The sequence below is a fragment of the Kribbella sp. NBC_01484 genome, assembly GCF_036227145.1.
Lineage (GTDB): Bacteria > Actinomycetota > Actinomycetes > Propionibacteriales > Kribbellaceae > Kribbella.
The window spans coordinates 7,545,954-7,565,433 of the sequence record NZ_CP109437.1 but is presented as its reverse complement, the minus strand read 5'-3'; the positions used below and the strand labels follow the sequence as shown (position 1 = coordinate 7,565,433).

Sequence of the window (19,480 nt, the reverse complement as noted above, 5' to 3'; positions counted from 1 at the left end):
TCTCACCGGGGAGACCGGCTCATGGACGCATCAAGCGCCAGCATTCTGATCATCGGCAGGAGCCCGAGCGTGATTCTCGAGGCCGCCGGCATCCTGCGGGACAAGGGCTTCCACGCGGACGCGACCAACCAGTTCGACGAGGTGCTGACGGCGTACGACACCACGCAGTTCGACGTCGTCGTGTTCGGCGGGATGGTTCCGCCCGCCACCAAGCGGTACCTCAGGGAGGAGATCTCCAAGGGCAACGGTCACGTCACCTTCGTACAGGGTCTCGGCGGCATCGCAGGCCTTGTCGCGACCCAGGTCGAGGGCGCGGTGTCGACCGCCCAAGACGACAATGACGTGGCCTATGACACGACTCGGCGGACGGTGCGGCTCACCCTGAAGGAGCCGTCCCGAGTGGTCGTCGAGGCTTGGTGGGCCACGTCGTTCACGCCACCCGAACCGACGAGCACGTCGATGCGCGTAGTCGACTCCCACTTCGATGCGGGTGAGCACCTCATCCCGCTCCCCGCCGACGTGCCGACCGTCGCGTCGTTCGTCACCGTGTCCGCCGGGCCGGCCGTTCGCGCCTTCACGGTCGGCGCGATGCCGGAGGCAGTACGCCGCATGGTCCCAACCGGCGACCCGACCGAGCCGCCCGCCCTCCCGCCGGTCCAAGCGATAGCGACCCACACCAACTGACCTGGTTATGAACCCAGCAACCGGTGGGTGGCGGTCCGGGCGCAGACCTGGGCGCTGCCGAAGGTCTGGATCCAGCCGGCGAAGGCGGAGTAGTCCGTGCCAGGCACGCCCATGTCGACGACGATCAGGTCGGGGTGCTGGGTCTGCAACTCGCCGATGAGTTTCTCCTGCCAGTCGAAGCGGTGCGCGCCCCTGACCAGCAGTACTACTTGGCTGTCCGCGCCGTACTCCGACCGGAACTCGCCGACGCCGGCCCGAGCCATCCCGGGTCCGTTGTAGGTCTGCCCCGACAAACCGATGCTCTCGACAACCTTCCCGGCGTCGCGCAGCAGTTGCTCGACACCCCAGCCCGCCGAGCCGGCGGCGGGGGAGTGGGTCGGTTCCAGCCGGATGATCAGTACGGCGTTGCTCCGCAGTACGGGGTCCCCGTGAGTCACCGCGACCTGGTCCGCAAGCCGCTCACCGAGCGCGTTGTCCCGCAGTGCGACATCCGCCTTGGGCCGGGTCCCCAGCCGAGCCAGTCGCTCGTTGGCGATCCGCAACCGCTCCACCGGCAACCGTCCACCCTCGACAGCCTCGACCAGAGCGGCGGCCGCCACGTCCACGTCGTCGAGGAACGCCCACGCTCCAAGGCAGAGCGCGTCAGCCCCGGCCTCGATCGCACGTACGGCGGCCTCCGGCAACGGCGCCACATCGGCGATCCCGTACATCTCCAGGGCGTCGGTGATCAGCACCCCGTCGTACCCGAGCTCTCCGCGGAGGATGTCGGTGAGGAGCACCTTGCTGATCGTCGACGGTACGTCGTCCACCTGCGGCACCAGATCGTGCGACACCATGATGCTGTCGACGCCGGCCGCGATCGCGGCCCGGAATGGATTGAGATAGTTGTCCAGCAGCTCAGCGCGGGAGACGTCGACGAGTGGGGTCGCGAGGTGCGCATCCGTACCGCTGAGACCGTGGCCCGGGTAGTGCTTGGCGCAGGCGCTGACGCCGGCTGCCTGCAGGCCTTTCACCCAGGCGGCGGTGTGCCGGCTGACCAGGTCGCGGTCGGAGCCGAAGCAGCGGATTCCGTTCGGGCTCATCGGGTTGACGGCGGTGTCGATCGCCGGGGCCAGGTCCTAGTCGATCCCTGCCTCGACCAGTGACAGGCCGATCTGGAAGGCTGCCTGGCGGGTCAGCTCGAGGTCGTCCAGCTCGCCGAGCGCCCGGTTGCCGGGCATCGAGAATCCGCCGTGGTTCTCCAGCCGGGTGACGTCGCCGCCTTCCTCGTCGATCGACAGCAGCACGTGGTCACGCAGCCCGTGCAGCTCCGCAGCCAGCCGCTGGAACTGGTCGCCGTCGACGATGTCCTTGCCGAAGATCACGAAGCCGCCGAGGCCGGCCTCGATCCGCGGTCCCACCCAGTTCGGCAGCTTGGGCCGGCCGAGCGCGGGGAACAGTACGCCGTACGCGAGCCGGTCGAGCTCTGAGTTCACAAACATCCTCCAGTGGCTCATCCCTCGCCGGCGCCGCTGGTGACACCATCATGACGGGCTCTCCGTCTGCTCGGCGGCGACTTCACGGGTTGGACGAGTGACGAGGATGACTACGCTGACGACGAGAACCCAAACGGGAAACACCAGTTGGGTCCACTTGTGTTCACCGGCTGCCACAATCAGCGTCAGTGCGACGAGACATCCGAGGATCACCAGCCACCGGGGGAAGGCTGAAGTGCGCAGACCCGCGGTAGTCACCGAGAGGGTGAACACTGCGGCCATGCGCATGGCGTAGACAGAAATGAGCCCCTGTGTGCTGGTGCGGCCGAACGCCCAGAGGTCGGCGTTGATGTCCGGTCCCGCGAGCATTGCCGTCATGCTGGACGCATTGACGGCGCCAATGAAGAGCATGGCCAGGAAGAGGAGCCCACTGCCCAGGAAGACGGTGGAGAACAGCCGGTCCTCGACGTCGCCGAGCTGATCACGAATGACGCCGATGAACCACAGAAAGGCGATTCCGGCAAACGGCACGAGCTGGAGGCTGATCCCGATCAGCCTCCGGCGCGCTGCGTCGGATTGGAGCGACTGAAGGCTGTCCGCGGACAGTGCGAGGCGGACCATCGTCAACGCTGCCAGGAGCAGGATCGCAAACACGATGCCTGCGACGGCTGCTGACCGTCGACTTCGCCAGAATCGTGCCTCCAGCCTCGGTGCGTCGGCGTTCACATCGTCACTGCCTGTGCAGCCGGCTGAGAGGCTTGCCGAAGCCCCTCAAGCCACGCGAACCCACGTGATCGAACCATGTGCCCCTCCCCGTTCGTCAAGCTACGCCGAAGCGGCATCCACAGGCAACGGACCCCCGAATTGCTGCGCTCGCTGGGTGAGGTTTCAGGCGATCGGTGCCGGGTGGTCCAGGGTACGGCGTCGGTGGAGGCTGTGCCGGGACCAGACGATGATCGAGGCGAAGAAGAGGAGTGAGAAGCCGACCAGCAGTGGCCATGCGAGTGGCTTCGAGGAGTCGAGTTGGTCGTGCGCCCGGAGGGTGGCGAGCAGGATGGAGCCGACCATCAGGATCTCGACCTCGAGCATTCGCCGTAGCGTCGACCAGCGGGGGTCGCTCCAGATGCCGATTCCGGCGCCGCCCAGGCAGCACACGGCTGCCAGGGTGCGGCAGGACAGCGGGGTGAGGGTCCATGGCCACACGTCCAGGAAGGTCGAGGGCGAGATGAACATGGCGGCCCCTTGGATCAGCGCGAGTACGCCGATGGCTGTGACGGCGGCACGCACAGCTGGAGCGACCAGGTCACCGCTCGCGGGGTCGGCGTACCTCCGATTCGCGAGCCATGCACCGAGAACGAGGAGCGGGGCGGTGAAGTAGAGGGCGGACCAGATCCAGAAGGCGGGGCTGTCATGGGTGAACTTGTTCCACTGCAGCACCGTCGCGACACCGAGGAGCGTCGCGAACAGCGTGACTGACAAGAAGCCGGGGGAGAGGACGTGCCATCGTCGCTCGACCGCTGCCCGGACGAAGAAGTAGGCGCCGCCGAGGTATGCCGACGCGAGGACCATGGCGGTCATGGTCGGGTGCAGCGGCCACGCCCACAGCCGCGCGGTGTGCTGAGGGAACAGGTACAGAATCACGAATCCCGCGACCAGGAACGGCACGATGCACAGCGACACGACCCGTGTGTACACCAGCACACGGTCGTCGGCGGTTGGTCCAGCACTCGTCTTCATCAGCGCCCTCGTCCTCGACGATCGACCGGGCGGTCACGCGCGTCAAGGGGGATGAGCGGGCACGTGAGCGACCGGTAACGTCGAGCAGAGGCGGCGGGGTCAGTGGATTTCGGATTCTTCTGGGACCACTACCTGGTCGATCATCTGCTGGATCTGGGCGGCTGGGAGGGCTACTGCCCTGGCCCAGTAGTAGATGACGAGACCGGCCTTACCAGCTGTGGTTCAGCTTGGCGCGGGAATATTCGCCGACGGGTTGCGGATACGGTGAGGGCCGAAATGCGTGCTGCTAGAAGACCTTTGCCCAGTCGTTTCTCATGCTGACGACGGTCCAGCCGGCCGCGGAGGCGCGGTCGAGGGCTTGCTCGGCGCCGGACGTGTACTCGAACTCCCGGTCGGCGTCGTCATGAAGCACCAGCAGCCGCAGGAAGGGCTTGTCGCCATGCTGGGTGTACTCGAGCATCGGGACGTCGCCGTTGGAGTTGCCGCCGGCGAGCACCGGTCGTCGTCCGGTCCGCGACCAGATCCGCACCGGCTTCTCCGGCCCGTCGTCGAGGTAGTCGGCTGCAGCCACACGCATGATCGTGCCACCGTGCTCGTCCGGCTTGTAGGTGAGCGCAGTACTGCTGCCGATCACCCGCTCGCTCGGTACGGCGTACACCTCGTCGGTGATCGGTCGCATGAAGTCGCGGCCGCCGCCGGAGACGATGTAGTTCGAAAAGCCGTTGTCGGCCAGGTAGGCGAGCAGTTCGACCATCGGCGCGTAGGCGCATTCGAGGTAGCCGCGATCGAGGGTGGGATGGCGAGCGGCGCGCAGGAACTCCTCTGCCTTCGCGGCGAACGTCTCGACGCTGATTCCTCCGTACGCCGCCAGCACGCCGGCTGCCACGGTTGCGACGTTGGTGTCGTCGCCCGCGTAGTGCTCATCCATCACCTTGCTGAACCAGCCGTAGTCCCGTTCGCGGGCGGCTTTCCACGGCTGGCGCTCCCGCAGGTCGGGGTCCGCCTCCGCCATCTCGACGAGGCGACGCAGAAAGAAGTCGAGCTGGATCGGCATCGGCTTCTCGCACCACAACGTGCCGTCGTTGTCGAAGACCGCCACCCGGTCCGCCATCGCCAATCCCGGTCCGGAGCCGTCGCCGCGGGCCCGCCGTACGAAGTCGACGATGGCGTCCTTGCTCCGGCTCTCGTTCCAGCTCGGCAACGGATCAGGCATCCCCGGCCTCCTCTCGTACGAGGGTCAAGGATCGCCGGGGCCACATCAGGAGGACCTCACCCCGGCTGGGTGATTCCCCCTCAACCGGCCGAGCATCATCCGCGCGGGGTGAGGTCCCGGACGGCTGCGGCGGCGACGATCGAATCGCCGACGTGCAGCCGACACTCGAGGAGGCACAGCATGTCTGACCCGGACGCCGCGCTGTCAGCTGGTCCAGAACGCAGCGTGCCTGAGGAGGCACCCACCGCGAAGCGGTCGTCCAAGGGGCGGTCGGCCGCGGTGATCATCTGCGTGGTGCTGGCGGCCCTGCTGACGACACCGGCGGCGATCGCGTACTGGGGACAACGCACGCTGAACGACGCTACCCGCTACGTGAACACCGTCGGCCCGCTGGTGAACTCGCCAGAGGTGCAGGACGCCATCGCGACAAAGGTCACCGACACGATCCAGAAAGAGGTCGACGTCGAGGCACTCCTCAACCAGGTGTTCTCCGGCGTCATCACCGACCGGCCCCGGCTGCAGCGACTGGTTGGTCCGCTCGCCGCTGCGATCAACAGTTTCATCGACCGACAGGTCCGGGAGTTCCTCGCCTCGGACCAGTTCGCCGACCTCTGGATCGCGGCCAACACGCGGGCGCAGCAGTCCCTCCAGCGGATATTGAAGGGGGATCAATCCGGCGCTGTTCAGCTGCAGGGTGATCAGGTCGTCCTTGACCTCTCCGACGTCATCGACCAGGTCAAGCAACGCCTGGTCGACCGGGGACTCACGATCCTGCAGAACGTGCCGATCCCCAACGTCGACAAGCAGATCGTGTTGATGGAAGCGCCGCAACTGAAGCAGATCCGGACGATCTACGCGTTCGCGAACCCGCTGGCACAGTGGCTGATCGTGCTGGTCGCGGCTCTGTATCTGGCCGCTCTGGTGCTCGCGCGCCGGCGTCCGCGGATGACGGTGATCATCGGGGCACTACTGGCGGCGAACGCGCTGCTGCTCGCGCTGGCGCTGTCCGTCGGGCGGCAGCTGTTCATCGACGCGTTGGCCGGTACGACGTTCGGTCCGGCGAGCAGGGTCTTCTACGACCAGTTGCTCTCCTACCTCGATCGCGGCCGGCAAGTGTTCTTCTGGCTGGGTCTGAGCCTCGTGGTCATCGGCTGGTTCGCGGGATCCAACCGGTACGGCACCGCCGTTCGCGGTAGCGTGAACGGCGGTCTGGAAGGCATCGGGGGAGCTTTGGCCGACAGCCCGGTCGGTGGCGCCGGCCGATGGGTCGCGGCCAACGTCCGGTGGTTGCGCGTCGTCGTCGCCCTGCTGGGTGTCGTCGTCCTGCTCTGGGGCAACAACATCTCGCTGTCGCGCCTGTTCTGGTCACTCGCTCTGGTGGTCGGGTTGCTGGCTGTTCTGCAGGTCCTGGTCGGCGCCGGCCGGACACCAGTCGCCTCCGGCCCTGTCGCGCCGCCGGGAGCCGTACCCGGAACCGCGAAGTAGCCGGGCTGTGGCAGCGGCGGCCGGCAGGCGTACATGAACATCGTCTGGGCCGCTCTGATCACGGCCCTCGCGACCGCGGTCACCGTCACGGCGATGCTCCTCGTGCGCAGGCGGGCGCCGGAGGGCAGCTACTTCACCGACGGTGACCGCGCCTCCGGCGTCTTCGGCGTGCTCGCCACCGGGTTCTCGGTACTCCTCGGTTTCATCATCTTCTTGTCGTTCACCTCGTACGACCAGTCCCGGGCCGGCGCCGAGGCCGAGGCGACGATCGTGGCGCAGCAGGTTGAGACGGCGCAGTTCATGCCCGGCAAGACCGCGTCGGAGCTCACCGGCGAACTGGTCTGCTACGCGCGGACCGTCGCCGGGCCGGAGTGGGATGCCCAGGACACCGGTTCGCTCGGGAACTCCATCAACCCGTGGGGTGTGGCGATGTTCCAGACGATCCGGGCTGTCAACCCGGTAACGCCGACCGAGCAGTCGGCGTACGACCGGTGGATGGATCAGACAACCCAACGGGAGCAGGCGCGCATCGACCGGGTGCACGGGGCGGAGGGCATCATCCCGACGCCCTTGTGGCTGGTCCTGTCGGTGATCTCGGTGGTGATCTTCGTGTACCTGTTGTTCTTCGCCGACCGGGCCGAGGGCGCGGTGACACAGGGCGTTCTGATGGGCAGCGTCACGGTGGTCATCACACTTCTGCTGCTCCTGCTCGTGTTCTTCGACCATCCGCACGGAGCGGGTGTGGGCAGGTTGCAGCCGACCGCGATGGTGCGAACCATCGGCCTGATCGACACCCAGCTCAAGGTGGTCGGGCTCGACGTGACACCTCCGTGTGACGAGCATGGCAACCGCCGCTGAGGAGAAGCCGAGCCGTGGCCGCACCGCGCAGGAGGTGCTGGTCACCGTCCTGCTGGTGGTCGCTGCCCTGGGGACCTCGTGGAGCAGTTACCAGGCCACGCGGTGGAACGGCGAGCAGGCCAAGGCGGCCTCCCGTACGAACGCGATCAGGATCGACGCTGCCCGGGCCCAAGGCCTGTCCCAGGCCCAGAGCCAGGTCGACGTCGCCACGTTCATCGCCTGGGCGGATGCGGATCGCCGCGGTGAGGCTGCCGTCGCCGCCTTCTACGCCCACCGGTTCCGCGCGGAGTTCCGGCCCGCGTTCGACGCCTGGATGGCGACCCGCCCGTTGACGAACCCGGATGCGCCGCCGTCGCCCTTCGCCATGCCGCAGTACCAGCTCGCATCGCGGCAGGAGGCCGCACGGCTCGACGCGGCCGCCGAGGCTTCCGCGGCCGAGGTACGACGGGACATCCAGATCGCCGGCAACTACGTGCTCACCGTCGTCCTGTACGCCGTGGTCCTGTTCTTCGCCGGGATGAGCACCAAGATCGCCAACCAGCGGCTGCGATGGATCCTGGCCGGGGCCGGCTGTCTCGTCCTGGTCGGCGCCATCGCGTGGATCGCGACCTTTCCGATCAGCTTCCACGTCTGAGCAGGGTCGCACAGTCGTCCGCTGCGGATGATGCCGGACATGACGTGGTTCGCCAGCCTGGTGTCACTCCGCGGTGGCGGAGCGGTCCGATTACGCAACGCGTAGCGGCGAGAGACCAGGGGAGTGAACCACAGTGGCACAAGGTGCAGCGGCATCGCATTACGACGCGGCGGGCGAGGAACACGAGGTCAGCGGCTGGGCGGTCGGGTTCGTCCTGTTCGCCGGCCTGATGATGATCATGTCCGGAGGCTTCCAGATCTTCTCCGGTCTGGTGGCACTGTTCGAGAACGAGTTCTACGTGGCCACCCGCAATTACATGTTCCAGTTCGACGCGACCGCGTGGGGCTGGATCCACCTGATCGGTGGTCTGCTGGTGCTGCTGGCCGGTTTCGCGGTCATCGCGGGCCAGACCTGGGCCCGGGTGGTCGGCATCATCCTGGCCATCCTGAGCGCACTGGCGAACTTCGCCTTCATCCCGTACTACCCGTTCTGGGCACTGACCGTCATCGCGATCGACGTCTTCGTCATCTGGGCGCTGGCCGCGCACGGGCGCGATGTCGCTGCCTGACGGCACCCGCAGAAAGCGCACTGTCCTCGGGTGGCTGACGATCGCGATGGTCGCAGCCGCCTGCGGTGCGCCGACCTCCGCCCCGCCGGAGGGGGCCACCACCGAGACACCGCCGACGTCGACGGATCAGACCCTCCCGGCGGTCGACCGGGAGGCGATGAAGGAGGACCAGGACACCGCGGTCAAGGCGGTGGACTCGTTCTGGCACCGCCACTTCACCCAGCAGTCCGGACAGCCGTACCAGAGTCCTCGTGTCGCCGGGGCCTACATCGGTACGCATGGACCGCCGTGCGGAGGCGAACCGGAATCCGTGCCGTTCAACGCCGTCTACTGCCGGCCCGGTGACTTCGTGGCCTGGGACGACGATCTGATGGCGGCCGGCTACAGCCAGATCGGCGATGCGTGGGTGTACCTGATCATCGCCCACGAGTGGGGCCACGCCATCCAGGCGAGGCTGCGCAGCGACCGGGTCTCGGTCGCGGCCGAACTCCAGGCGGACTGCCTGGCCGGGGCCACGCTGCAAGGAGCAGCCGACGACGGCCTGATCACGATCGAGCCCGGCGACAGCGAGGAGATCGCCAAAACCCTCGCCGCGGTCGCCGACGACTATCCCTGGACCAAGGAGAGCGATCACGGGAACGCCGAGCAGCGGACCTCCGCGTTCAACACCGGCGCGGAAGGCGGCGTCGGGGCGTGCATCTGAGTCGTTGACTCAGCTCGCCCGGCGCCGGGCGTCCTCGACGTACGGAAATGGGTTACCGGAGGCCCGTGCTCCGGAGGCGAGCCAGGCCGTGAGCCCCTCCGGAGATCGCCGCTGGAGTTCGTCAAGGTACTTCTGCCGCTGGTCGACGATGGCCAGGCGTATCGCCGCCGAAGGGGCGGTCTCCAGCAGGCGGAAACTCCGGCGCCAGGCCAGGCACAAGGCCTGATCGTCGAGGGAGCCGAGCTCTCGCGCCGCGTCGCCGGCGGGACCGTCCGCGGATGGCGTCGCGGAGACGGCAGGTGTTGCCGGCTCCGGCTGACGGGCGGGAGGATCCCCCTTGGCGTGCCTTCCCGGGAACTTCGTTGTCAGAGCTGGCGTCGTCACTGCGAGTGCCACCACTACCAAGACGCCGGCGAACTTGAAGACCGCGATCAGCCCCACGGCGGCCGGCGTGATCAGCGCGCCGGCGAAGGTGACCCGAAGGATCCTGGGCACCTCGCTCTTCCCGTCCGCTCCCCACATGGACGACGCGACGACGGCGGTCGACATCCCGACCACGACCGCGCTGATGATGGTTCCGCCCACCCCCCAGCTGGCGATCGCGCAGATGAGCCCGACTGTGGTGGCCACGTAGATACAGCACGTCCGGACACTCTGACCCTTGCTGCGGGGAGCGCCGGAATCACGCCCCCCGGCGCCTGATGACCGCGTCGTCTCACTCACGTTGTCAGTTCCTTTGCCCCGGTTCTCGACTCCCCATCGAGTTCATTCAGACCAAAGCATGCCTCTCGCCGGCAGGTCCGCGCCTCCTCCGTCCGGGGTGAAACGGGGGCCGGCACAGCTACTGCCGGGCCAGGTGGGCCCGCAACTCGAGCTCGGGATCGTGGATGAGCTCGCCGCTGAGGTCGATGACGGCCTTGTGGATGGTGCCGGTGAACTTGAACGGGCTGATGTAGTCCGGGGTCACCGCGGAGCCGGGGTTGGCGCCGCAGGTGAGTGCACCGGGATTGAGGACGAACGGCGTCGTCACGGCCGCATCGGCGCTGGCCACCAGGTTTCCGTCGACGTACAACTGCAGGTGACCGGGCGCACCCTTTCCGTTGGGCAGGTCGGGTTTTCCCGTCGGCTCGAACTCGAAGCGGAGCTTGTGCTCGCCGGGCGCGACCGGGTCGGGTGACGACACCTCGAAAAGGCTCCTGCCGACGTAGTTGTGGACGTAGTGCAGCCGCTGATCCTTCATGTACAGCGAGTAGCCGCCGGCCGCGGTGCCTTGACAGAGGAGAACTCCTTCGGCGCCGCCGTCGGGGATCTCGACGAAGGCCGTGATGCTGTGCGGCCGGTTCAGGACGCGCGGGCCCGCGAAGAACGGGACCGGCTGGGTGTTCGGCCAGATCGTGTACTGATCGCGCGGAGGCGCGATCGACGGCTTGTCTGCGATCAGGCGTGCCAACCCACTCCCGTCGATCGGCAGGACGCCATGCTTCCCGGCCTCGGCGTACCAGGTGGAGATCAACGCGATCAGCCGATCGCGTTCGCCGGCGGCGAGGTTGTGGGTCTCCGCGGGGTCCTCCGCCACGTGATAGAGCTCCCAGCCCGCGCTGTCGAGCTGAGACAATCTCGCCGCACTGATCGGCTGACCGAAGCCGACACCCGCCTCGGCGAACGACGGGCCGGGCCACGGGCAGACCGCGCGCCACCCGTCGTGGTCGATGGCACGGTGGCCGAGCATCTCGAAGTACTGGGTGTGATGTTTGCTGGGCGCCGCTGCGTCGTCGAGGGCGTGCGCGAAGCTGACGCCGTGCAGCGGCGACTGCGTGACTCCGCGGATCGTCGGCGGCGGCTGGGTGCCGAGTAGGTCCAGGACAGTCGGCACCATGTCGATGAGGTGGGCGTACTGGTGGCGGATCTCGCCCTTCGCCTGCACGCCGGCCGGCCACGAGAGAATGAAGGGGTCGCAGGATCCGCCCCGGTAGGTCTCCCGCTTCCAGCGCCGGAACGGGGTGTTGCCCGCCCAGGTCCAGCCCCAGGGATAGTGGTTGACGTGCTTCGGGCCGCCGATCTCGTCGATGACCTTGAGGCTGTCCTCGAGTGACTCCGGAGCGTTGTTGAAGAACTGCGCCTCGTTCGTGGTTCCGGTCGGGCCGCCCTCGGCACTCGCCCCGTTGTCCGAGATCACCATCACGATCGTGTTGTCCAGCTCGCCCTGTTCACGCAGGAAGTCGAGCAGCCGGCCGAGATGGTGGTCGGTGTGGCTGAGGAAGCCCGCGAACACCTCCATCATCCGGCTGAACAGCCTGCGCGCCTCGGGTGGTTGCGACGGCCAGTCCGGTACGTCGGGGTCGTGCCGGGACAGCTCCGCGTCGGCGGGCATGATGCCGAGTTCCTTCTGCCGGGCGAAGACCTTCTCCCGATAGGCGTCCCAGCCCTCGTCGAAAGCACCCGCGTACTTGTCGGCCCACTCCTTCGGCACATGGTGTGGCGCGTGAGTGGCCCCGAAGCAGAGGTGCAGGTAGAACGGCTTGCCAGGGTCGATCTGCTTGGCGTCGGCGATGAACTCGATCGACCGGTCGACCAGATCCTCGGTGAGGTGGTATCCCTCCTCCGGCGTGCGCGGCGGCTCGATCTGGTGGTTGTCGTACACGAGGTCGGGATACCACTGACTCGTGTCGCCCCCGAGGAAGCCGTAGAAGCGCTCGAACCCGCGACCGAGCGGCCAGCGGGTGTAGGGCCCCGTCGCTGTCTCCTGATTGCTCGGGGTCAGGTGCCACTTGCCGATCATGAACGTGCTGTAGCCCTGCTCCACCAGCATCTCCGACAGCATCCCGTTCTCGAACGGGATGACCCCGTTGTAGCCAGGGAAGCCGGTCGCAAGTTCGGTGATGGCGGCCATGCCGTTGCTGTGGTGGTTCCGCCCGGTGACGATGCAGGACCGGCTCGGCGAACACAGCGCCGTGGTGTGCATGTTCGTGAACCGCAGCCCGGCGGCGGCCAGCGCGTCGAAGTTCGGTGTCTCGATCGGACTCCCGTAGCAGCCCAGGTGACCGAAACCCGTGTCGTCCAGCACCACGAACACCACGTTCGGGCTGCCGGCCTTCGCCCGGGTGATGGCCGGCCATGCCGGACTCGACTCGTCGGTTGTCCGTCCCACCACACCGGTGAACGGAGTCCCGGACGGATACTCCTCGATCGCCACGACAGCCCCCTTTCGCTTGAAAACGCAGTACGGGGCGGACTCTCCAGCCGACGATGCCAGCCTGCTGACCGTTCGAAACCCTCTCTGCAGGATGAGGTGGGGGTGGGCGGCAGCTGTCAGCGTGGGGAGAATCCGAGCTCCACGCGATTCGGCAGGGCGGAGGCGGGGCGGTGACAGAGGGCACGTCCGCGGTGCTCGCGCTCCTCGTCCTTGCCTGGGCAGTGACCTCGGATCTCCTGGCCCGCCTGAACATCACCGGTCCGCTGGTGTTCGCCATCTCCGGCTACGTCTTGGGGAATCCTGACTGGGGTCCGCTTTCGGTGGATGTCGAGGCTCCGTCTGTCCATCGGATCGCGGAGCTGTCGCTGGCACTCCTGCTGTTCTCGGACGCTGCCAGGGTCAACCTCTCGAGGCTGAAGGCAGATGCTCGCCTGCCCGGCCGGCTGCTGGCGGTCGGCCTTCCCCTCTCCGTGATCCTGGGCTCTCTGTTCGCCGCGTGGTTCTTCGCCGATTTCACCTGGGCACTCGCCGGCTTCGTGGGCGCAACACTCGCTCCCACAGACGCTGCGCTCAGCGCGCAGGTGATCAACGACAGCCGGATCCCTATGCGGCTGCGTCGCGCACTCAATGTGGAGAGTGGACTCAACGACGGCATCGTCACGCCGGTCGTCACGTTCACGCTGGCCGTCGCTGCCGGCGAACTCGGGATCGGGAGTCACGACAGCGGCTCCGACCACGGCGGCGGTGCGCTGCTCGAACTCGGCATCGGTCTCATCATCGGCCTGGCGGTCGGAACAGCGAGCGCCAGACTCATCATGGTTGCCTCCCGACGGCACTGGATGAGCAAGGGGGCAGGACGGCTCGCAACACTCGCCGCCGCACTCGGCAGCTTCGAACTCGCTGTCACGCTCAGCGGCAACGGGTTCATCGCGGCGTTCGTGGCCGGCATCGCCTTCGGAGCGGCACTTTCCGCGGATGATGCCGGCGCGGCCAACGCCGTCGAGCTACCGGAACGTCTCGGTGAGGTCCTGGCACTCGCCGTCTGGTTCCTCTTCGGAGCGGCGCTGGTGCCGATCGCCGTGCACAACTTCGACCTCACGCTGCTCGCGTACGCCGTACTGAGTCTGACTGTGGTCCGCATGGTTCCGGTCGCGTTGGCTCTGCTCGGAGCCGGGCTGGATCGCAGCACCGTCCTGTTCGTGGGATGGTTCGGGCCGCGCGGCCTGGCCTCGGTCGTGTTCGCGCTGCTGGCGGTCGAGCAGCTCGGCGAAGCCTCGGTGGTCGAGCACGCCGTCGCAGTCATCGCGCTGACCGTGCTGTTGAGTGTGGCGCTGCACGGTGTCACGGCCGGTCCGTTCGGCAGCCGCTACGTCCACGTCGAGCGGGCGGCCGGCGATCCGGGCTCGGCCCCCCGATCACGACGCTCCGCCCACCACTAGCGGACGACGTGCAGCGGCCGTTCGCATCGGCCGGCCAGGATGGGGTGCCGGGTCACGCCTGAGCGGTGCCCGGGTAGCCGGGAGCCGCGCGGCGTTGGGTCCAGCCGGAGCCCCAGTGCACGACGTCGAGGATGGCGGCCAGGACGATCCAGAACCAGTCGCCGCCACTCAGGCCGCCGCCCGTGTAGAGGATGACGTACATGAGCGTCGCGAAGGGCAGGAAGATGATGCCGAGCAGCGGCCAGATCCACGTGTCGAAGGCGGAGTCGACCAGGTTGGGGCGCGCTACCCACACGATGAACAGAGCCAGGCGCGGAAAGACCCCGGCAAGCAGAGCGAAGAAGCACCCCATGGTCATTCCTCTCGCGCGCGCCTGATCGCCGCAGTGCGGCGATGGTGGACTTGGATCGTTGCGTGCGGGCCGACGGCGAGCCTCATCCCGGCGGGGTGAATTGATCCGGGTGTGCTGCAGCTAGTCCGCCCGGGGTGAGGTGTTCCGGCCGGGACCGGAGGCATCGTCGGGGCGACATGTACCTCGGACCGCGTGCGGTCGCCCGATCAGGAGGAGAAACCCGTGGGATCTGACAGCAACGCTCCCGTCGACCTGTACATCGCCGCTTACATGGACGCGGACGCGGCGCGAGGCGATTGGGATGCGATCAAGCAAGCCGCGTCGGACGACGTGATCAAGGTCGACGGGCTCGTCCTTGTGAGCCGCGATGCCGACGGCAAGATCAACGTCGACGACGATTTCCACACGGCCCGCAAAGGCGCCAAATGGGGCGCGGTCGGTGGCGCGGTGATCGGCCTCATCTTCCCACCCAGCCTGCTGGCCGGCGCGGCGGTCGGTGCGGGCGCGGGGCTGGGCATCGGTGCTCTCAAGTCCCACCGGGAGAAGGCGGCGATCAAGGCCGACGTCGAAGACGCCTTGCCGCCGAACAGTTCGGGCATCGTGGCGCTGTTCGAGGAAGTGTGGGTGGCCGACGTCGACAAGGCGCTGTCGCATGCGGACAAGGTCACCAAGAACGAGGTCGACGCGGACAGTGCGACGGAGGTCAAGGAGGCGGCCGGCAAGTAGTCCGGGGGAGAAGCGATGCCGCGAATCGGCGGACGCCGATCGATCGTCGCCGCGCTGGTGACCGTTGCCCTGCTCGTCGTACCGATGGCTTGCAGTGACAACTCGACGCAGGGTCAGTCAAGTCCGTCAGTGACGGTAGCTCCGCCGACGACGAGTGCGCCCACGGCGGATTGCGCTGCCGCGTCCGCACTGAAGTCCTCGCTGGCGGACCTGGCGAATGTGAAGCCCCTGCAGGACGGTCTCACCGCGCTGACCACCGCGATTGCCAACGTCAAGAGCAGCCTGGGTGTCGCGGTAGCCGCGGCATCAGCTGCTCTGCAGCCGGCCGTCCAGAGTGTCAAGGCGGCGTTCTCACAGTTGGAGACCGCGACGAGTGGCCTGAACGCGGACAACCTCAGGCAGAAGGCGCCGCAGATCAACTCGGCACTCCAGCAAGTCGGCAGCGCGGCCACATCGTTCGCCACAACGCTGACACAGAGCTGTCCGGCAGGCTGATCGCCGGCTGTCACCAGGCTCATCCGTGGTGGGGGAGGCGCACCCGGGGTGGCGCGAGCCAGCATTCAGATGCGAGCCGCCGCCGATTCCGCGGCGGCCGACGCTACGAGAGGAGATACCACGATGGCTGCGAAAGGTGGCGCGGTGATGGCCGGCTCGGTCGTGTTCGCCGGATCGCTGCTCCTGGTGGTCGGATTGGTCAACATCTTCCAGGGATTCATCGCGCTGTTCTCGGACGAGCGCCTGGTCGTGACGCGGAACAAGTTCGTCATTGTGGACGTGACCGGCTGGGGATGGTTCCTGATTATCTCCGGGCTGATCATGATGGCCGTCGGGGTCGGCCTGCTCGCGGTGCAGACATGGGCCAGGATCGCGGGCATCGTCGTCGTCGGCCTGCACGCGGTGACGCAGATCGCCTGGATCGGTGCCTACCCGGTCTGGTCCTTGCTGATGATCGCCCTGGACGTCGTCATCCTGTTCGCGCTCACCGTCCGGTGGTCCGACGTACGAGACCGGCTCGGAGACACCGGCGTGGAGGCCTGGGGCGGCGAGCCGGCACCCGACATGTCGGCCACCGAGCGGACTACGCCTCCGCTCCAGCGTTGAGAGCCGCAGATCCCGGGTCGGCGCGATAGGCGCGGAAGGTGTCGGCGACGGTCCGGTAGATGTTGCCCTCGCCGATGTCGGCCAAGGTCCCGTACGAGCGGAGCGTGGCCAGCAGCTGGGTGTCCGGCGAGACGAGCACGAAACGGGCGTGGTGAGCCTGGCAGTAGTTGACGAGGTTCGCCAGGGTCACCCCGGCCGAGTAGTCGATGTCGTCGATCGCGCCGCAGTCCAGCGCTACCCAGCGGACCGGATCTGGAGCGTTGGCGATGATCAGCTCCAGATGGTCGGCGAAGCGGTTGGCGTTGGCGTAGAAGAGCTCCGCGTCGTAGCGGAAGACCACCAGCCCGGGCAGGCTCTGGACGCCTGGCCGGGCCGCCAGGTACGTCGGCTCGCCGGCCTGGTCCTGACCGATCACGTAGTCGCCCGGTTTGTACTGCCGCCGGATGATGTCGAGCATCGAGAGGACGATGGCGAGGACGATTCCCTGCTCGACGCCGACGGCGAAGACGGTGACCGTGGTGATCACCGCGACCACGAACTCGTTCCTGCGCCGGATCCACAGCCGCTGCAGGCCGGGGATGTCGATCAGGCTGACGCCGATGAGGAAGACGATCCCGCCGAGCACCGCCTTGGGCATGTCCACCAGCAGCCCGGTGAAGAAGAGCGTGAACAGCAGTACGACGGCCGACATCGTCATGTTGGCGAGCTGGGTGCGCCCTTTCTGCTCGTCGAGGATCTGCGTCTTGGTCGGGCTGCCGTTGACCACGAAGGTGCCGCTGAGCCCGGCGGCGAGGTTGGCGCCGCTGAGCCCCACGATGTCCCGGTTGATGTCGACCGCGTCGCCGTGCCGGAACGCGAAGCTGCGGGAGGTGGCGGCGCTCTGGGCGATGATGAGCACGAAGCACGACAACGCGGTCGGCAGCACCTTGGTCACGTCCGACCAGGAGATGCCCGACGGCAGGCCGATCGGTGGGAAGCCGCCCTGGACGGCGCCGACCACGGCGACGCCGTGCGCCTGTGCATCGGTCAGCGCGGAGATGGCGGTCAGCAGTACGACGGCGACGATGGCACCCGGGACGACCGGGATGAAACGCTTGAAGATCAGGATGATCGCGATCGTGCTCAGCCCGAAGGCGAGCGTGGCGAGCTGGATCGAGGACAGCGAGCTGATCCAGTGCCACTGCTGTTCGAACCAGTCTCCCTTGCCCTTCGAGATGCCGAGCAGGTCCGGAATCTGGCCGGACAGCACCTGGATGCCGACGCCGGTGAGAAACCCGATCAGCACGGACGTGCTCAGGAAGTCTCCGATGAAGCCCAGCCGCAGCAGCCGCGCCACGATCAGCAGACCACCGCAGACCAGCGCCGTGAGGCTGGCGAGCGCAAGCCACTCGGGCGATCCGGGTGTGACACCGGCGATGCCCAGACCGGTCAGACCCGCGGCGAGCACCGCGGCGGTGGCCGAGTCCGCCCCCACCACGAGTAGCCGCGAGGAGCCCAGCAGCGCGAAGAGCAGGGTCGGGAAGATGACGGTGTAGAGGCCGGTGACGATCGGCGTGCCGGCGATGGACGTGTAGCCCATCACCTCGGGGATCGCCACCGCCGACAGGGTCAGGCCGGCGATGACGTCGCGCGCCAGCCAGGGCCGCTGGTATCCACGCAGCGACTCTGGGATCAGCCTCATGTCGTCCTGCGGTGGTCAGACGTTCTGGATGGCTTCGATTCGGTTCGAGCTGATGGCTTTGGTGAAGTCTGCGAAGTCCTGGTCGTTCTGGGCTGCGTAGCGTTCGGAGAAGTCGGTGATCGACTTGTCGAAGGCATCGTTGTCGCCCAGGTAGGCAGCGATGGACACCGCGTCACCCGATCGTGCGTGAGCACGGGCCAGGGTCCATCCGCACGTGCGGGCGTAGAAGGTCATCACCGCGGGCAACATCATCTCCACGAGCGCTGAGCCCTTCATGTCGCGCAGCTGGCGCCAGTAGAAGTAGCGGTCGGCCTGAACCCCTTTGGACCAGCCGAGGAAGATGTCGCTGCTGGCCTGCATCAATCGCTGGCCCTGGACCACCCGCTCGCCCGGCTGCCTGAACGCACTCTTGCGCAACGTTCCTTCGAGAACCGACCTGGTCGCCTCCTTGACCTGGAGGAACAGCGGATCGCCGCGGTCACGGCCCTGCAGCAGGACGACGAACGCTCGCGTTCCGACGCTGCCGACGCCGACGACCTTCCGGGCCCAGTCGATGATCTCGAAGCGCTCGAGCAGTTGCCGAACGTCGGGCCGAAGGGTGGAGCGGTAGTCCCGGAACAAGTCGAGGACGACGTCCTCGAGAACTCCGGGCTCGAGTCCGTACGTCGCGTGGAGCTCGCGCGCGGGGACGATCACCGGCGGGACGCTGGCGATGCGATAGCGGCCGTCGACCTCCTCGCCGAGCTTGGACAGCGCCTGATTGCTGTTGCGGGAGTGGGCCTTCAGCGCATTCTTCATAAAGCGCTTGTGGGCCTCTTTCACCTGCTTCGGCGTCATCTCGTCCATGCCGTCCGCGCCGGCGGTCTTGTTCTTGCCCTTACCCTTCTTGGATCCCTTGCCCTTACTGTCGACTTCGGCCAGGAGGGCATTCACCGACTGGTTGATCTCGTCCTCGGAAATGTGGGCATACCACACGTCGAGGGTTTTCTGAGTGGCGAACTCGGCCATCGTCTCCCGGTAGGAGGTGACACAGGCCTTCGTGATCGAACGACCGTCCGCCTCCGAGTACCCGTTGTTCTGTGCCGCCACCATGAAACTCGCGGCCAGCCGTTTGACGTCGTACTCGAACGGGCCGGGGAGGGTCTCGTCGAAGTCGTTGATGTCGAACACCAGATTTCGCTCCGGCGAGGCGAAGACGCCGAAGTTCGACAGATGGGCGTCCCCACACAACTGGACCTCGAGGCCGGACGTGGGTGTCTCGGCAAGGTCCACGGCCATGATCTTGGCCGCACCGCGGTAGAACGTGAACGGCGAGGCCATCATCCGGCCATGCCGTACCGGGACCAGATCGGCATCACGCCGCAGGTTCTGCTCCTCGATGAGTGCCACCGGATCCGGCCGGTCCGCGGCGGGCATCCACCCTGCGTGACTGTCCGGCATCGCTCGGGTGCGAGCCTCGAGACCGCGCGCATACCGCTCGTCCAGAGTCAGATGTTGAACCTTCGTCGCCATGATCGGCCGCCTTTCTCTCCGTTGCCGACAATTCAGCAGGACTCGGGTCGCCGCATCACCCCTGAGGGACGATCAGGCTCTGCCTGCCGGAACGTCATCGTGGCCCGGCGGGCCCGGCC

The 19,480-nt window shown here is 67.3% G+C and carries 20 protein-coding genes; 10 read left to right on the top strand and 10 right to left on the bottom strand.

Features of this window, described 5'->3' with window-relative positions; translation table 11 throughout:
* Positions 1–21: 21 nt before the first annotated feature.
* A complete protein-coding gene (locus OG555_RS36565; protein WP_329477603.1) occupies positions 22–684 on the top strand; it encodes a hypothetical protein in 663 nt (220 codons plus the stop codon).
* 5 nt (positions 685–689) lie between these two features.
* On the opposite strand, the gene OG555_RS36560 is transcribed toward OG555_RS36565, so the two are convergent.
* The 5 genes from OG555_RS36560 to OG555_RS36540 form a co-directional block, all read right to left on the bottom strand.
* The gene (locus OG555_RS36560; RefSeq protein ID WP_329477601.1) at positions 690–1,766 is read right to left on the bottom strand and encodes a glycoside hydrolase family 3 N-terminal domain-containing protein; all 1,077 of its coding nucleotides are present in this window, start codon (positions 1,764–1,766) and stop codon (positions 690–692) included.
* A 36-nt stretch (positions 1,767–1,802) separates the two neighbouring features.
* The gene (locus tag OG555_RS36555) at positions 1,803–2,159 is read right to left on the bottom strand and encodes a hypothetical protein (RefSeq protein WP_329477599.1); all 357 of its coding nucleotides are present in this window, start codon (positions 2,157–2,159) and stop codon (positions 1,803–1,805) included.
* Between the two features lie 48 nt (positions 2,160–2,207).
* A complete protein-coding gene (locus OG555_RS36550) occupies positions 2,208–2,885 on the bottom strand; it encodes a hypothetical protein (protein WP_329477597.1) in 678 nt (225 codons plus the stop codon).
* Between the two features lie 162 nt (positions 2,886–3,047).
* Positions 3,048–3,896: a hypothetical protein gene (locus OG555_RS36545; RefSeq protein ID WP_329477595.1), complete on the bottom strand. Its 849-nt coding sequence runs from the start codon at positions 3,894–3,896 to the stop codon at positions 3,048–3,050.
* A 286-nt stretch (positions 3,897–4,182) separates the two neighbouring features.
* A complete protein-coding gene (locus OG555_RS36540; RefSeq protein WP_329477593.1) occupies positions 4,183–5,109 on the bottom strand; it encodes an HAD family hydrolase in 927 nt (308 codons plus the stop codon).
* 180 nt (positions 5,110–5,289) lie between these two features.
* Between OG555_RS36540 and OG555_RS36535 the strand changes: the two genes are divergently transcribed.
* The 5 genes from OG555_RS36535 to OG555_RS36515 all read left to right on the top strand — a co-directional run bounded on the left by OG555_RS36535 (position 5,290) and on the right by OG555_RS36515 (position 9,357).
* Positions 5,290–6,594 carry a hypothetical protein gene (locus OG555_RS36535; RefSeq protein WP_329477591.1) on the top strand — a complete coding sequence of 435 codons (1,305 nt, stop codon included), beginning with the start codon at positions 5,290–5,292 and terminating at the stop codon, positions 6,592–6,594.
* 33 nt (positions 6,595–6,627) lie between these two features.
* On the top strand, positions 6,628–7,452 hold the full coding sequence (locus tag OG555_RS36530; RefSeq protein WP_329477589.1) for a bestrophin-like domain: 825 nt from the start codon (positions 6,628–6,630) through the stop codon (positions 7,450–7,452).
* Positions 7,436–8,086, top strand: coding sequence for a hypothetical protein (locus OG555_RS36525; RefSeq protein ID WP_329477587.1), 651 nt, complete (start codon positions 7,436–7,438; stop codon positions 8,084–8,086). Before OG555_RS36530 ends, OG555_RS36525 begins: the two co-directional genes overlap by 17 nt.
* Before the next feature lie 133 nt (positions 8,087–8,219).
* A complete protein-coding gene (locus OG555_RS36520) occupies positions 8,220–8,654 on the top strand; it encodes a DUF7144 family membrane protein (protein ID WP_329477585.1) in 435 nt (144 codons plus the stop codon).
* Positions 8,641–9,357: a neutral zinc metallopeptidase gene (locus tag OG555_RS36515; RefSeq protein ID WP_329477583.1), complete on the top strand. Its 717-nt coding sequence runs from the start codon at positions 8,641–8,643 to the stop codon at positions 9,355–9,357. Before OG555_RS36520 ends, OG555_RS36515 begins: the two co-directional genes overlap by 14 nt.
* Positions 9,358–9,366: 9 nt before the next feature.
* Here the strand turns inward: OG555_RS36515 and OG555_RS36510 are convergent, their stop codons facing one another.
* Together OG555_RS36510 and OG555_RS36505 are read right to left on the bottom strand one after the other, a co-directional pair.
* The gene (locus tag OG555_RS36510) at positions 9,367–9,987 is read right to left on the bottom strand and encodes a hypothetical protein (RefSeq protein WP_329477581.1); all 621 of its coding nucleotides are present in this window, start codon (positions 9,985–9,987) and stop codon (positions 9,367–9,369) included.
* 211 nt (positions 9,988–10,198) lie between these two features.
* The gene (locus tag OG555_RS36505; protein WP_329477579.1) at positions 10,199–12,550 is read right to left on the bottom strand and encodes an arylsulfatase; all 2,352 of its coding nucleotides are present in this window, start codon (positions 12,548–12,550) and stop codon (positions 10,199–10,201) included.
* Between the two features lie 170 nt (positions 12,551–12,720).
* Here OG555_RS36505 and OG555_RS36500 point away from each other — a divergent pair, with 170 nt between their 5' ends.
* Entirely contained in the window at positions 12,721–13,989 is a 1,269-nt protein-coding gene (locus OG555_RS36500; RefSeq protein ID WP_329477578.1) for a cation:proton antiporter, read from the top strand.
* A 52-nt stretch (positions 13,990–14,041) separates the two neighbouring features.
* Here OG555_RS36500 and OG555_RS36495 read toward each other — a convergent pair whose 3' ends face one another.
* Positions 14,042–14,341 carry a hypothetical protein gene (locus OG555_RS36495; RefSeq protein ID WP_329477577.1) on the bottom strand — a complete coding sequence of 100 codons (300 nt, stop codon included), beginning with the start codon at positions 14,339–14,341 and terminating at the stop codon, positions 14,042–14,044.
* 222 nt (positions 14,342–14,563) lie between these two features.
* Here OG555_RS36495 and OG555_RS36490 point away from each other — a divergent pair, with 222 nt between their 5' ends.
* From OG555_RS36490 to OG555_RS36480, 3 genes are all read left to right on the top strand, one after another.
* Positions 14,564–15,067, top strand: coding sequence for a DUF1269 domain-containing protein (locus tag OG555_RS36490; RefSeq protein ID WP_329477576.1), 504 nt, complete (start codon positions 14,564–14,566; stop codon positions 15,065–15,067).
* A gap of 15 nt (positions 15,068–15,082) precedes the next feature.
* Positions 15,083–15,562 carry a hypothetical protein gene (locus OG555_RS36485; RefSeq protein ID WP_329477575.1) on the top strand — a complete coding sequence of 160 codons (480 nt, stop codon included), beginning with the start codon at positions 15,083–15,085 and terminating at the stop codon, positions 15,560–15,562.
* Between the two features lie 123 nt (positions 15,563–15,685).
* Complete coding sequence (locus OG555_RS36480; protein WP_329477574.1) at positions 15,686–16,168, top strand: DUF7144 family membrane protein; 483 nt, start codon at positions 15,686–15,688, stop codon at positions 16,166–16,168.
* Here OG555_RS36480 and OG555_RS36475 read toward each other — a convergent pair.
* Both OG555_RS36475 and OG555_RS36470 read right to left on the bottom strand, forming a co-directional pair.
* Entirely contained in the window at positions 16,146–17,849 is a 1,704-nt protein-coding gene (locus tag OG555_RS36475; RefSeq protein WP_329477573.1) for a SulP family inorganic anion transporter, read from the bottom strand. The two genes, OG555_RS36480 and OG555_RS36475, sit on opposite strands and share 23 nt — an antisense overlap.
* 15 nt (positions 17,850–17,864) lie before the next feature.
* Positions 17,865–19,361, bottom strand: a complete 1,497-nt coding sequence (locus OG555_RS36470) for a DUF2252 domain-containing protein (protein ID WP_329477571.1) — start codon at positions 19,359–19,361, stop codon at positions 17,865–17,867.
* Between the last annotated feature and the right edge of the window lie 119 nt (positions 19,362–19,480).